We start from the raw sequence: 13,819 nt of genomic DNA, 5'->3' as shown, positions 1-13,819 counted from the left end.
GTGCGGGCCCTTCCACGTGTGGGTACGGGGAATCAGCCTCGGTCGCCCATCAGCTTCCACGCGGTGGGCAGGGCGCCCATCGCCAGCGCCGCCTTCAGCGCGTCGCCGAGCAGGAACGGGACCAGGCCCGCCGCCACGGCCGCGCCCAGCGACATGCCGGTGGAGAGGGCGAGGTACGGGACACCGATCGCGTAGATCACTGCCGAGCCCAGGACCATCGTGCCCGCCATGCGCAGCACCGAGCGGTCGCCGCCCCGGCGGGCCAGCGCGCCGACCACGGTGGCGGCCAGCAGCATGCCGAGTACGTAGCCGAAGGACGCGCCGCCCGCGCCCGAGGTGCCGCCCGCGAACCACGGCACGCCGGCCATGCCGACCAGGGCGTACAGGGCGAGGGAGAGGAAGCCGCGCCGGGCACCGACGGCCGTGCCGACGAGCAGCGCGGCGAAGGTCTGGCCGGTGACGGGGACCGGGGAGCCGGGGACCGGGACGGCTATCTGGGCCGCGATACCGGTGAGCGCGGCGCCGCCGAGCACCAGGGCCGCGTCGCGGGCGAAGGCCCGGACGGCGGTGGTGGTGGACGGCAGCAGGTCGGCGAGGACCGCTCCGGAACGGGCGGGGGCGGCAGCAGTGCTCATCGGGACTCCGCGAAGGGATAAGGGGTTGGGCAGAAAAGGACATCGTGACCGTAGCCCAGGGGTTAACGAGCGATCACCATCAGCCGCTGACAAAGGGGAGGTTGGTGGCTTGGTGGACTTCGTACAAAGAGTGGGCGGTAATCACTTGATTGCGTGATGCTCGTCACTGAGGTCGGGGGACCGGGGAAGCTTTTGCGGGGAACGGGCGGGCTTGGGGAGACTGTAGGTTCTTGCTAAACGACCGTTGAATGTTTTCTAGAGCTGCGAGCAACATGCACGACGATCAGGCCGAGCCGCTGGCACATGGGCTCAAACAGCGCCACTTGACCATGCTCGGCCTCGGCGGGGTGATCGGCGCCGGGCTGTTCGTGGGTTCGGGCGCCGGGATCGCCGTCGCCGGTCCTGGAATCGTCGTTTCGTATCTGATCGCCGGGGCGCTCGCGATGCTGGTCATGCGGATGCTCGGTGAGATGTCGGCGGCGATGCCCGCTTCCGGTTCGTTCTCGGTGCACGCCGAGCGGGCGCTGGGCCGCTGGGCCGGGTTCAGCGTGGGTTGGCTGTACTGGTTCCTGCTGGTCGTGGTGCTGGCGGTGGAGGCGACGGCCGCGGCGCAGATCGCGCACGGCTGGGTGCCGGGCATCGCGCAGTGGGCGTGGGTGCTGATCTTCATGGTGGTGTTCACCTGCGCGAACCTGACGGCCGTGAAGAACTTCGGCGAGTTCGAGTTCTGGTTCGCCGGGCTCAAGGTCGCCGCGATTGTGCTCTTCCTCGGGCTGGGGCTGCTCGCCGTCTTCGGAGTGCTGCCCGAGACCGAGCCGGTCGGATTCACGAATCTGACCGGTGCGGGCGGGTTCCTGCCGAATGGGTGGGAAGGTGTTGTCGCCGGGGTGCTGACCGTTGTCTTCGCCTTCGGTGGCCTTGAGGTCGTCACGATCGCCGCCGCCGAGACCGAGGACCCGGCCCGCAATGTCGCCCGCGCTGTGCGCGCCGCCGTGTGGCGGATTCTTTTCTTCTATGTCGGGTCGATGGTCGTCATCGTGACGGTCCTGCCCTGGACCGCGCAGAAGGCCGGGCTCAGCCCGTACGTCACCGTGCTCGACGCGATCGGGGTTCCGGCCGCCGGGCAGATCATGAACATCGTGGTCTTCGTCGCTCTGCTGTCCGCGCTCAACGCCAATCTGTACGGGTCCTCGCGGATGGTGTTCTCGCTCGCGGAGCGCGGTGAGGCGCCGAAGGCGCTGCTGAAGGTTGCGGGTGGTGAAGGTGAGAGTGGTGGGGTTCCTCGGCGGGCCGTACTCGCCTCGGTCGCCTTCGGGTTCGTCTCTGTGGTGCTCAATTTGTTGTGGCCCGACACCGTCTTCCTCTACATGCTCAACGCGGTGGGCGCGGTGCTGTTGTTCGTCTGGGGGCTCATCGCCGCGTCGCAACTGCGCCTGCGCCGGCGCATCGAGCGCGAGGCGCCGGAGACGCTGACGCTGAAGATGTGGGGCTTCCCCTGGCTCACCTGGGTCACACTGGCTGGGCTCGGCGGCGTACTGCTGCTGATGCTCACCGATGACGCGGCGCGGCCGCAGTTGCTGTGGTCGGCCGCCGCGACCGGGGTGGTGCTGGTGGTGGCGATGGTGAGGGAGTTGCGCGCACGGCGTGCATAATCGTTCACAAAGTGTGAGCGTGGTGTCCGTATAGCGGTCAAGTGTTCCCTGTGGACGGTGCGCGTACTCACACTGTGGCGTCTGTTCCCCCCGGTCTCAGCTACTGAACAGGGCACACCCATGTCTCGGACTTCCGCGCCGGCGCCCGTCGAGGATGTCGGCGCTGTCGACATCGGCAACAAGGTCGACTCGCCGCTCACGCACGGACTCAAGCAACGCCATTTGTCGATGATCGCCCTCGGTGGCGTCATCGGTGCGGGACTCTTCGTCGGGTCGGGTGCGGGCATCGCCGCCGCCGGCCCTTCGATCATCGTCGCTTATGCGATATCCGGGCTGCTGGTGATGCTCGTGATGCGCATGCTCGGTGAGATGTCGGCCGCCAACCCGGCCTCCGGCTCCTTCTCCGTGCACGCCGAGCGCGCCATCGGCCCGTGGGCCGGCTTCACGGCGGGCTGGGCGTTCTGGTTCCTGCTCTGTGTCGCGGTCGGCCTTGAGGGCATCGGCGCCGCGAAGATCATGGTCGGCTGGTTCCCTGACACCCCGGAGTGGGCGTGGGTCGCCCTCTTCATGCTGGTGTTCTGCTGCACGAACCTGGCGGCCGTGAAGAACTTCGGCGAGTTCGAGTTCTGGTTCGCCGCGCTCAAGGTCGGCGCGATCGTCGTGTTTCTCGGTATCGGCGTGCTCGCGATCGTGGGCTTCCTGCCGGGCTCCGACGCGACTGCGCCGGGCTCGGGAAATCTCACGGGCATCGGCGGCTTCATGCCGAACGGGTCCGAGGGGCTGATCGTCGGCCTGCTGGCGTCGGTGTTCGCGTACGGCGGCCTGGAGACGGTCACCATCGCCGCGGCCGAGTCGGAGCGTCCCATCGAGGGCGTCGCGAAGGCCGTGCGTACGGCGATGTGGCGCATCGCGATCTTCTACATCGGCTCGATGGCGGTCATCGTCACGCTGGTGCCGTGGAACGACAAGGCTGTTGTGGAGAAGGGGCCGTACGTCGCGACCCTCGACCACCTGGGTATCCCCGCCGCCGGTCAGATCATGAACGTGGTCGTGCTGGTCGCCTTGTTGTCGGCGATGAACGCCAACATCTACGGCGCCTCGCGCATGGCGTGCTCGCTGGTTTCGCGCCGTCAGGGGCCGAAGGCGCTCGGGGCGGTCTACGGCGGTGTGCCGCGTACGGCCGTGCTGGTGTCTTCCGTGTTCGGCTTCGTGTGCGTGCTGCTCAGCTACTGGCGGCCGAACGACATCTTCCAGTGGCTGCTCAACATGATCGGCGCGCTGATCCTGGTCGTGTGGATCTTCATCGCCGTCTCGCAACTGGTGCTGCGCCGGCGGACCGAGCGCGAGGCGCCGGAGAAGCTTGTCGTGAAGATGTGGCTCTACCCGGTGCTGACCTGGGTGGCGCTCGCGGGCATGGCGGCGGTGTTCGTGCTGATGGCCCGTGAGGAGGGCACTCGGCTGCAGCTGTACTGGAGCGGTGGTCTGACGCTGTTCCTGGCTGTGGCGGGGTTTGTGCTGCAGATGGTGCGGACGCCGGTGGGTGAGTCCGGGGTGGTGGCCGCGGGTGAGGGGGCTGCGGCCGCTGTCCCGGCTGGTGTCCCGGCCGCTGTCCCGGCCGGGTCTGCTGGTGAGTCGGCTGCGGTGGTTGTCGCCGAGGCCGACGCGGTCGCCCTCGCGAAGGCCGGCGGCGAGCCCGCCGTGGAGGCCACTGGTGAGGCCGAATCGGTGGCCGTTGCCGAGGCTGCCGCGGTAGCGGTCCCGGAGGCCGGCGCCGGCGAGGCTGCCGTCGAGGCCGTTACGGAGGCTGTCACGAAGGCCGTGGCCGAAGCCGTGACGAAGACCACCGCGGCCGTCACGAAGGCCGTCTCGGAAGCTGTCTCCGAGGCCGTCGCTGAGGCTGTGGCCAAGGCCGTGGCCGATGTCGTGGCCGAGGCCGAGGCGAAGGCCGACGCGAAGGCCGAATCTGCGTCGGACGCTGCCGCGACCAAGGAAGACTGAGCGAGGCGTCGCAGTTCAAGGGACCCCCTGGCCGCTGTGGCCGGGGGGTCCCGCGCGTGCTCACGATGCGATTTCCCCTACCCGCCCCTTCCCGAAAGTCCTCAAACGCCGGACGGGCTGGGGCGGTGAGCCGGGGGCCGGTCGGCGGTTTCGTCCTCGAGCGGTGGACGGCTGGGGTGGTGGGTCAGGGGCTCGGTCGGCGGGTGCTGTGGCGCTGGTGGGTTCGTCGGGCCGTACACGATCCTGCCGCGCGTATCGGCGCCGTGTGTGAAGTTCTCACTGTGCACCGAGATTTTCCGTTGCGCGGGGGATTGACGCCCAACTACCGCTGTCCGAAGCTCTGTTAACCAATCGACTGCACGTGGTGGCGGAGGTCGGGGATGGACATGCGCGTACATGACCGGCGGCGGTTCCTCGCGCTCACGGCGGCCGCTTCCGCCACCCCCCTGCTGAGCGCCTGCGGCGCCGGCTTCGGCGGCGGCGAGAGCAAGAAGGGCGGCGGGTCGGCCGCCGACGACGTCACCGGCTCCTTCGACTGGAAGAAGGCGAAGGGGAAGACGGTCAAGGCGCTGCTCAACAAGCACCCGTACACCGATGCGCTGATCGCCGACCTCAAGTCCTTCACCGAGAAGACCGGCATCAAGGTCGAGTACGACGTCTTCCCCGAGGACAACTACTTCGACAAGCTCACCGTCGATCTGTCCAGCGGGCGCGCCTCGTACGACATCTTCATGCTCGGCGCCTACATGGTCTGGCAGTACGGGCCTCCGGGGTGGCTGGAGGATCTGGGGCCCTGGATGAGCAACTCCTCGGCGACGGGAAGTGAGTGGGACCAGGGCGACTTCTTTCCCAACCTGCTGCAGGCCGATCAGTGGTCGCTCGAAGCGGGCGCGCCGCTCGGGCAGGGCGGGCAGTACGCGCTGCCGTGGGGCTGGGAGACGAACGTCGTCGCGTACAACACCGAGGTCTTCAAGAAGCTGGGACTGAAGCCGGCCGAGACCTTCGACGAGCTGCGCGAGATCTCGGGTGTCATCAAGCGCAAGGCGCCGGGCGCCGGTTTCGACGGGATGTACGGCGTCGCGGTGCGCGGGTCGCGGAGCTGGGCGACGATCCACCCCGGCTTCATGACGATGTACTCGCGGTTCGGGCTGAAGGACTTCACGGTTGAGGGCGGGAAGGTCAAGCCCGCCATGAATACGCCCGAAGCCGTCGCCTTCACCCAGGACTGGGCCGAGATGGTGAAGAAGGGCGGGCCGCCGTCCTGGACCTCGTACACCTGGTACCAGTGCTCCAGCGACCTCGGCGCGAAGAAGGCCGGGATGCTCTTCGACGCCGATACGGCCGCGTACTTCCAGGCGGTGAAAGGCGCGTCGCCGGCCGCCGGGAAGATCGCCTTCCATCCGGGGCCGAAGGGGCCCGGCGGATCGCTCGCCACGAACATGTGGATCTGGTCGCTCGGCATGAACGCCAAGAGCAAGAACAAGCACGCGGCGTGGCTGTTCCTGCAGTGGGCCACCGGCAAGGAGCATCTGCGCAAAGCGGCGATCGAGGGCAACCACATCGACCCGGTGAGAAAGTCGATCAGCCAGGACGCGGCTTACAAGGACAAGATGAAGGGGCTGGAAGGCTTCATCGAGACCTTCGAGACGGTCGTCGACCAGACGAAAATCCAGTTCACACCGCAGGAGCAGTTCTTCGACGCGACGACGAGCTGGGCGGCCTCGCTCCAGGAAATATACGGCGGCAAGAACGCCAAGTCGGTTCTGAACGGGCTGGCGGGCGACCTGGCTTCCAAGGTCGGGTGACGGCTTTCATGTCGTCGTCCCTCAGCGAGACCGGCCACGGGGCGGCCTCACGCGAGGGAAGCGGGCCGCCGGCGCGCGTCGTACCGCGCTGGCGGCGTTCGCTGCGGCCGTATCTGCTGATCGTGCCCGCCTTGCTCCTCACCGGCGGGATTCTGTATCCCTTCGGGCTCGGGCTGTACTACACGCTCTTCGACTTCGCGGCGAGCAAGCCGCAGCCGGACATGGTCGGCCTTGAGAACTACCGGCGGATCTTCAGTGAGTCGTCGTTCTGGGACTCGGCCCGGGTGACGGTGCTGTACGCGGTGGGAGCGGCAGCCGTGGAGACGGTGCTGGGGGTGGGAGTGGCGCTGCTGCTGCATCGCTCCACGCTCGTCGGGCGCGTACTGGAGAAGATCCTCATCCTGCCGCTGATGATCGCGCCCGTGATCGCCGCGATCATGTGGAAGCTGATGCTCCAGCCGAGCGTGGGGGTCGTGAACCACCTGCTGAAACCCTTCGGGATGGGGGGTGTTCAGTGGACGGACACCCCGGCGGGCGCGCTGCTGTCGTCGATCGCGGTGGACGTGTGGGTCTACACGCCCTTCGTGGCGATCCTGGCCCTGGCGGGGCTGCGGTCGCTGCCCACGTCGCCGTTCGAAGCGGCGGCGGTGGACGGGGCCGGCTGGTGGTTCACGTTCCGGAAGCTGACGCTGCCGATGCTGTGGCCGTACGTCCTGGTCGCGGTGATCTTCCGGTTCATGGACTCGCTGAAGGTCTTCGACATCATCTACGCCCTGACGGAGGGCGGGCCCGGTGACTCGACCGTGGTGCTCCAGATCCGGGCGTACCTGGAGGCGATCCGCTTCCAGCGGTACTCGTTCGGGATCAGCTACATGATCGTGCTGTGGGCGGTGGTGTACCTGGTGACGATGGTGCTGGTGCGCTATCTCGGGAAGATCCAGAACCGGGCGGCGGAGGTGCCCAAGTGAAGCGCGGGGTGAGGGGCAAACTGATCGCTGTCGCCGCGGACGGGGCGCTGATTCTGTACTTCGTCTTCGCGCTCTTTCCGATCGCCTGGATGATCATTCTTTCGCTGAAGCCGGCGAACGAGCTGTTCAGTACGTATTTCTCGTTCACGCCCACCCTCGACTCGTACCAGACCGTGCTCGGGGCCGGGAGCGATGAGGGCGTGCCGTTCCTGCGGTTCTTCGTCAACAGCCTGGTGGTGTCGCTGGGGGCTGTGGGGCTGTCCCTGGTGATCGGGCTGCCCGCCGCGTACGCCGCCGCCCGATGGAGGTTCCGTGGCTCGGAGAACCTCATGTTCACCCTGCTGTCCTTCCGGTTCGCGCCCGAACTCACCGTGATCATCCCGCTGTTCGTGCTCTACCAGCAGCTCGGGCTCTTCGACACGTACCTCGGCATGATCTGGGTGCTCCAGCTCGTCACGCTCCCGCTGATCGTCTGGATCATGCGCTCGTACTTCTCCGACCTCTCCCCCGAGCTGGAACAGGCCGCGCTGCTCGACGGCTACACAAGGAAACAGGCCTTCTTCAAAGTCGCCCTGCCGCTGGTCAAGCCGGGCATCGCCGCGGTCTCGCTGCTCGCCTTCATCTTCGCCTGGAACAACTTCGTCTTCCCGCTCATCCTGACGTCGTCGGAAGCCCAGACGGTCACGGTCGGCGCGCTCTCGTTCCTTGGCGGCGACCGGCCCAAATACAACCTGACGGCCGCGGCGGCGCTGGTGTCGGTGATCCCGCCGCTGCTGCTGGCGCTCACCATCCAGAGGTACCTGGTGCGCGGGCTGTCTTTCGGGGCGGTGAAGTCCTGATGCGGACCGCTCCGACCGCTGCCATCTCGCTGCGCGGGATTCATAAGTCGTACGGCAAGAACATCGCGCTCGACGGACTCGATCTTGACGTCGCGGAAGGGGAGTTCTTCTGCCTGCTCGGGCCGTCCGGCGCGGGCAAGACCACGACGCTCAAGACCGTCGCGGGGCTGGAGGAGCCCCGGGCGGGGACGGTCTCGCTCGACGGCACCGACATGACGGGAGTCGAGCCGTACGACCGGGGCGTCGCGATGTGCTTCGAGTCGTACGCCCTCTACCCGCACCGCAGCGCGTACGACAATCTCGCCTCCCCCCTGCGCTCCCCCCGCTACAAGCTGCCCGCCGCCGAGGCCCGCGAGCGCGTCGGCGCCGTCGCGGACCTCCTGGGCATCGGCGCGCTCCTGGAGCGCCCCGTCGGCCGGCTGTCCAACGGGCAGCGCCAGCGCGTCGCTCTCGGCCGCGTCCTGGTGCGCCCCGCCCGCGCGTTCCTCCTCGACGAGCCGCTGTCCCACCTCGACGCGAAGCTCCGCCAGGCGATGCGCGCCGAGCTGAAGGCCATCGGCGCCGTCCGGCGCACCACGACCCTGTACGTCACGCACGACTCGGTGGAGGCGCTGGCGCTCGGCGACCGTATCGGGGTGATCAGGGAAGGCCGGATCGTCCAGACCGGCACCCGCGAGGAGATCTGGCACCAGCCGTACGACACCTTCGTCGCCCGTTCCTTCGGCAGGCCCCGCATCAACCTGCTGCCGGGGACCGTCACGGCTGACGGCGCCTTCATGTCCGCCGACCGGTTCTTCGAGATTCCGCTGACGTCGCCGGCCGCGCCGCCGGTACGGTCCGTCGCACCCGGCACAGCCGTGCAGATCGGGGTCAGGCCGCGCGATCTGTCCCTGGGTTCCCCGGCCCTCGGGCCGGGCGCCATCGAGCTGGTGGGCAGCGTCTACATCACCGAAGTCCTGGGCCGCGCCACCGAGGTCACCGTACGGCTCGGCGGACAGCACCTGTCGCTGGTCGTGCCGCGCGCGGACGCCGCCGGGCTGCGGCCCGACACGCCGGTGAGGCTGACCGTACGGCCGGAGAGCCTGCTGCTGTTCGCGGCGGACGACGCCGAGGGGCGGCCGGGGCGAAGGATCACCGAGTGAGCGGCGACCAGCGGGAGCGCGGGCCCGGGCCCCGCCAGGCGGCCATCGCGGAGCGGGTCCTCGCAGCGGGTTCGGCGACCGCCGCCGAGCTGGCGGAGCGCTTCGACGTCAGCCTGATGACCATCCACCGGGACCTCGACGAGCTCGAACGGCAGGGGCTGGTCAGGAAGTTCAGGGGCGGGGTGACGGCCCAGCCGTCCGGCGTGTTCGAGTCGAACGTCGCGTACCGGCTCAAGACGATGCGCGCGCAGAAGGCCGCCGTCGCCGAGCACGCGCTGGGGCTCATCGAGCCCGGCATGGCGGTGATGCTCGACGACTCGACGTCCACGCTGGAGATCGCGCGCCGGCTCGGCTCCGCCTCCATCACTCCGCTGACCGTGGTCACCAACTTCCTCGAAGCGCTGACGCTGCTGTCGAGCGAGCGCGGCATCCACCTGATGGCGCTCGGCGGCGACTACGATCCGCTGCACTCGTCGTTCCTGGGCGTCTCGTGCATGGAAGCCGTCCAGCTCCTCCAGGTGGACATCTGCTTCACGTCGACGTCCGCCGTCTCCGGCGGCTTCGCCTACCACCAGGAGCAGCACATCGTCTCCGTCAAGCGGGCCATGCTCGACTCCGCCGCGAAGAACGTGCTGCTGCTCGACCACTCCAAGCTCGGCCGCGTCGCCCTGCACCGGCTCGCCCCGCTCTCCCGCTTCGATCTGGTGCTGGTCGACGACGGGGCGTCGGCGGAGCTGCTGCGCGACCTCGACGACCACAAGGTTCCGTACGAGGTGTGCCCCACGGTGACGGCGACGAGGACGGGGACGGGGACTGTGGCGGCGACCGGGGTGGCCGCTGCCGTGACGGGAGGCCCGGACCGTGACTGAGCTGGCACTGTGCGCCTTGCGCAAAACCTACGCGGCGCGGGGCCGCCCCCAGGTGGAGGCCGTACGCGGCATCGACCTGGAGCTGCGCTCCGGGGAGCTGCTCGGCCTGCTCGGCCCTTCCGGCTGCGGCAAGTCCACCACGTTGCGGATGATCGCGGGCCTGGAGGAGGTGACCGGCGGGGACATCCTCGTAGGCGGCGAATCGGTGGTGAAGGTCCCCGCCCAGCAGCGCAATATCGGGGTCGCCTTCGAGAACTACGCGCTGTACCCGCCGCTCACCGTCGCCGGCAACCTCGGGTTCGGGCTCGCGGCGCGCGGCACGCCACGCGGGGAAGTGGCGTCGCGCGTACGGGACATGGCCGAGCGGATCGGTCTGACGAAGCTGCTCGACGCGAGGCCGGGCGGGCTGTCCAGCGGCCAGAAGCAGCGGGTGGCGCTGGCGCGGGCGCTGATCCGCGAGCCGGACGTACTGCTGCTCGACGAGCCGCTCTCCCACCTGGACGCGGCGCAGCGCGACACCACACGCCGCGAACTCAAGCGCATCCAGCAGGACTTGGGCCACACCACCATTCTGGTCACGCACGACCAGGAGGAGGCGCTGTCGCTCGCCGACCGCATCGCCGTCATGAAGGACGGCGTCATCCAGCAGCTCGGCACGCCGTACGAGATCTACGACAGTCCGGCGAATCTCTTCGTGGCCGACTTCGTCGGGGAGCCCGCGATCAATCTGCTGCCTGGGGTCGCCGAGGCGGGAGGGTTCGTACGGCTCTCGGACACGGTGCGGCTGGCTGTTCCGGTGCGGCTCACGGTGGGGCGGGAGGTGGTGCTGGGGATCAGGCCCGAGGATCTGCGGCTCGGCGGCGACCGGCAGGAGGATCTGCGGCTCAGCGGCGACCGGCGGGGGGATTTGCGGCTCGGCGGTGACCGGCTGTCCGGCGGTGGGGACGGTGTGGCCGCCGTACCGGCCGAGGTCAGCGCGCACGAACCGCTCCTGGAGTCGGGCATCGCCACGCTCACCCTCGCCGGAGTGGCCGAGCCCCTCGTCGTACAGACCGGTCCGGAAGTGTTCCTGGACCGGGGCGACACCGTGCGGGTGACCGCGGACCCGCGGCTCACACATGTCTTCGACGCCGAGACAGGAGAAGCCCTGCGATGAAAATCCTGGCAGCCGGTGATCACTTCGTCCTCAACGCACTCATCGGGGAGGCCCTGGAGTCGGCCGTCACCGCGTCCCCCTTCGAACTGACCGAGCTCACCCTCCCCTGGCCGCTCGAACCCTTCGGCAAGGTCGCCGAGGTCGACGAGGCCAGCGACTGCGAGGACGCGCTGATCGAGGCGCTGCGGGACGTCGAGGTGTGCGTGACCCAGATGGCGCCGTTCACGGAGCGGGTACTGGAGGCCTCCCCCGCGCTGCGGCTCGTCGTCGTCTGCCGCGGCGGCCCCGTCAACGTCAACGTGGAGGCGGCGCGGGCGCGCGGCGTGCGGGTCTGCTTCGCGCCGGGCCGCAACGCCGCAGCCACCGCCGAGTTCACGGTCGGGATGATGCTGGCCGCGATGCGACGCATCCCGCAGACCCACGACTCGCTGGCGCGGCGGGGGACGTGGGACGGCTCGTACTACACGTACGAGCGGTGCGGGCCCGAGCTGGAGGACACGCGCGTGGGCCTGATCGGTTACGGCGCGGTCGGCAGCCGGGTCGCGCGAGTGCTGTGCGCCTTCGGTGCGGAGGTGGAGGTGTACGACCCGTACCTGCGCGGAGATGTGCACGGCGTACGGGTCGCCTCGCTCGACGCGCTGCTGACCCGGTCGCGGATCGTCACCCTGCACGCCCGCCTGACCGACGAGACGCGCGGCCTGATCGGCGCCCGCGAACTGGGCCTGCTGCCGCGCTCGTCGGTGCTGGTCAATGTGGCGCGGGGTCCGCTCGTCGACACCGAGGCGCTGTGCGACGCGCTGGAGAGCGGCCAGTTGGCGGCGGCGGCCCTCGACACGTACGAGCAGGAGCCGCTGCCCGCCGACGCGCGGCTGCGGGGCGTACCCGGGGTCGTGATGACGCCGCACCTGGGCGGGGCGAGCCGGCAGGTGGCCGAGAAGGCGGCCCGGATCGCGGCGGCGGAGGTGGCGAGGTACGCGGAGGGGACACCGCTGGCGCACTGCCTGACCTGAGGAGGTCGTCGGAAACATGTACGTCGGAATCGATGTGGGCACGTCCATGGTCAAGGCGGCGGCCTTCGACGCGTCCGGGCGGGAGCTCGCGGTCGAGTCACGCCCAATCGCCCTCGACATCCGCGGCGGGTTCGTCGAGCAGGACATGGACGAGGTGTACGCGGCGGTCGTCGACGTCCTGGCGACGCTGGCGGCTCTGACGTCGGGGCCGGACGGGGCCGTTCCGGTGGAACTGGCCGGGCTCACCGGGCAGGGCGACGGGGTGTGGCTGGTCGACGCGCAGGGCCGCCCGGTGCGGTCCGCGATCTCCTGGATGGACGGCCGGGCGCACGAACTCCTCGACGCGTGGATGGCCTCGGGCGTCTTCGCTTCCGTCTTCCGGCGTACGGGCAGTGCGATGTTTCCGGGGTGTCCGGGGCCGGTACTGGGGTGGCTCGACCGGCACGAGCCGAAGGTTCTGGACGGCGCCGCGACCGCCCTGTACTGCAAGGACATGGTCTTCCAGCGCCTGACGGGGGTCCGGGCGACGGACGTCTCGGACGCGTCCATGCCGTTCCTCGACCCACGGACGCGGACGTACGACGACGAGTCGCTGGCCCTGCTGGGCCTGACCCACCGGCGTGGCCTGCTGGCCCCGGTCAGCGATCCGGTCGCGGTCGGCCGGACGCGTGGCCCCGGCCTGCCGCCCGGCACGCGGATCGCGAACGGCCCGTACGACCTGCCCGCGTGCGCGCTCGGCGCGGGGGTGACGCGGCCGGGGGACGGGCTGCTCATCATCGGCACGTGCCTGGCGTCGCTGGTCGCGACGGACACCCTCGACCTGGAGGCCGGCGAGCCGGCCGGGCTGTACATCTCGACCGACTGGCACGGGCAGTGGCTGCGCGCGATGCCGGCGATGGTGGGCACGGCGGCGCTGGACTGGGTGCTGCGGACGACGGGCGTACGGCACGCGGAGGTCGACGCGCTCCTGGACGCGACGCCGGCGGGGGCGAACGGGGTGCGGGTGCTGCCCTACTTCGCGCCGTCGGGGGAACGGGCGCCGTTCGTGGAGCCGCGGCTGCGGGCGGAGCTGACGGGGGTTTCGCTGGAGACGACGAAGGGCGACCTGGTACGGGCGACGTGCGAAGGCATCGCCTTCGCCGCCCGGCACTGCCTGGAAGCGGCGGGCCTCACGGGCGAGCTGGCGGTGTGCGGGGGCGGGACGCGTTCGCCGGCGTGGATGCGGCTGTTCGCCGACGCACTGGGGCGCCCGCTGCGCGTGGTCGAGGGGGAGGTGGGGGCGCGGGGGGCGGTGCTGGCGGCGGCGGAGCGGTACGGGGTGGAGCTGGACGCGGCGTCGTGGACGCGGCCGGCGGCGGTGGTGGAGCCGGATGCGGGGCGGGTGGAGTGGTACGGGGTGGAGTACGCGAGGCACTTGGCACGCTTGGGGGAGGCGCGGAGGCGGGCGCGGGGCCGTGCCGGGGGGTGAGCTGCGGGGGGTTGGCGGTGGCCCGGTGCGTTGGGGGCGGTGCCGCGCCGGGGCGTCTCCTCGGGCGTCGAACGTTCGGGTAGGTGTTGGTTCGTTCGCGGTGGTTGCGTTCAACGCCCTGCGGGGAGCGCCCCGACACGTCCCCTCCCCAGTGGCGTTGCAGGTGAGGCGGGGTCGGGACGGCCCGCATGCGGCGGCGGGTTTGCGGGGAGCGCCCCGGCGCGTCCCCTCCTGGCACCGAGTGAAGTGCGCGTGGCCTTCGGTCGGCCACTGCGTG

Annotated in this window: 10 protein-coding genes and 1 pseudogene; 10 read left to right on the top strand and 1 reads right to left on the bottom strand. The window is 69.9% G+C overall.

The features are described from left to right. Positions 1 to 32: 32 nt before the first annotated feature. Positions 33 to 635, bottom strand: a complete 603-nt coding sequence (locus G412_RS0118885) for a biotin transporter BioY (protein ID WP_028813432.1) — start codon at positions 633 to 635, stop codon at positions 33 to 35. 272 nt (positions 636 to 907) lie between these two features. Here G412_RS0118885 and G412_RS0118880 point away from each other — a divergent pair, with 272 nt between their 5' ends. From G412_RS0118880 to G412_RS0118835, 10 genes and pseudogenes are all read left to right on the top strand, one after another. After that, positions 908 to 2,287 carry an amino acid permease gene (locus tag G412_RS0118880; RefSeq protein WP_028813431.1) on the top strand — a complete coding sequence of 460 codons (1,380 nt, stop codon included), beginning with the start codon at positions 908 to 910 and terminating at the stop codon, positions 2,285 to 2,287. Positions 2,288 to 2,407: 120 nt separating this feature from the next. Next, a pseudogene (locus G412_RS35180) lies at positions 2,408 to 3,808 on the top strand (amino acid permease); the annotation flags it as partial. A gap of 863 nt (positions 3,809 to 4,671) precedes the next feature. Beyond that, the gene (locus G412_RS0118870) at positions 4,672 to 6,090 is read left to right on the top strand and encodes an ABC transporter substrate-binding protein (protein ID WP_244283121.1); all 1,419 of its coding nucleotides are present in this window, start codon (positions 4,672 to 4,674) and stop codon (positions 6,088 to 6,090) included. An 8-nt stretch (positions 6,091 to 6,098) separates the two neighbouring features. After that, the gene (locus G412_RS0118865) at positions 6,099 to 7,058 is read left to right on the top strand and encodes a carbohydrate ABC transporter permease (protein ID WP_028813429.1); all 960 of its coding nucleotides are present in this window, start codon (positions 6,099 to 6,101) and stop codon (positions 7,056 to 7,058) included. Continuing rightward, a complete protein-coding gene (locus tag G412_RS0118860) occupies positions 7,055 to 7,897 on the top strand; it encodes a carbohydrate ABC transporter permease (RefSeq protein WP_037649252.1) in 843 nt (280 codons plus the stop codon). Before G412_RS0118865 ends, G412_RS0118860 begins: the two co-directional genes overlap by 4 nt. Beyond that, complete coding sequence (locus G412_RS0118855) at positions 7,897 to 9,039, top strand: ABC transporter ATP-binding protein (protein WP_037649251.1); 1,143 nt, start codon at positions 7,897 to 7,899, stop codon at positions 9,037 to 9,039. Before G412_RS0118860 ends, G412_RS0118855 begins: the two co-directional genes overlap by 1 nt. Then, on the top strand, positions 9,036 to 9,908 hold the full coding sequence (locus tag G412_RS35175) for a DeoR/GlpR family DNA-binding transcription regulator (RefSeq protein ID WP_244283119.1): 873 nt from the start codon (positions 9,036 to 9,038) through the stop codon (positions 9,906 to 9,908). The genes G412_RS0118855 and G412_RS35175 overlap by 4 nt, the downstream gene beginning before the upstream one ends. Further along, positions 9,901 to 11,064 carry an ABC transporter ATP-binding protein gene (locus tag G412_RS0118845; protein WP_028813427.1) on the top strand — a complete coding sequence of 388 codons (1,164 nt, stop codon included), beginning with the start codon at positions 9,901 to 9,903 and terminating at the stop codon, positions 11,062 to 11,064. Before G412_RS35175 ends, G412_RS0118845 begins: the two co-directional genes overlap by 8 nt. Continuing rightward, positions 11,061 to 12,074 (top strand): 2-hydroxyacid dehydrogenase, encoded by a 1,014-nt coding sequence (locus tag G412_RS0118840; RefSeq protein WP_028813426.1) that lies wholly within the window; start codon positions 11,061 to 11,063, stop codon positions 12,072 to 12,074. Before G412_RS0118845 ends, G412_RS0118840 begins: the two co-directional genes overlap by 4 nt. A 16-nt stretch (positions 12,075 to 12,090) precedes the next feature. Beyond that, entirely contained in the window at positions 12,091 to 13,542 is a 1,452-nt protein-coding gene (locus tag G412_RS0118835; RefSeq protein ID WP_028813425.1) for an FGGY-family carbohydrate kinase, read from the top strand. Positions 13,543 to 13,819 lie beyond the last annotated feature (277 nt).

Source organism: Streptomyces flavidovirens DSM 40150, from assembly GCF_000429085.1.
GTDB lineage: Bacteria > Actinomycetota > Actinomycetes > Streptomycetales > Streptomycetaceae > Streptomyces > Streptomyces flavidovirens.
Note: the sequence above shows the minus strand (reverse complement) of the source record. Positions and strands in the feature narration are given on the sequence as shown.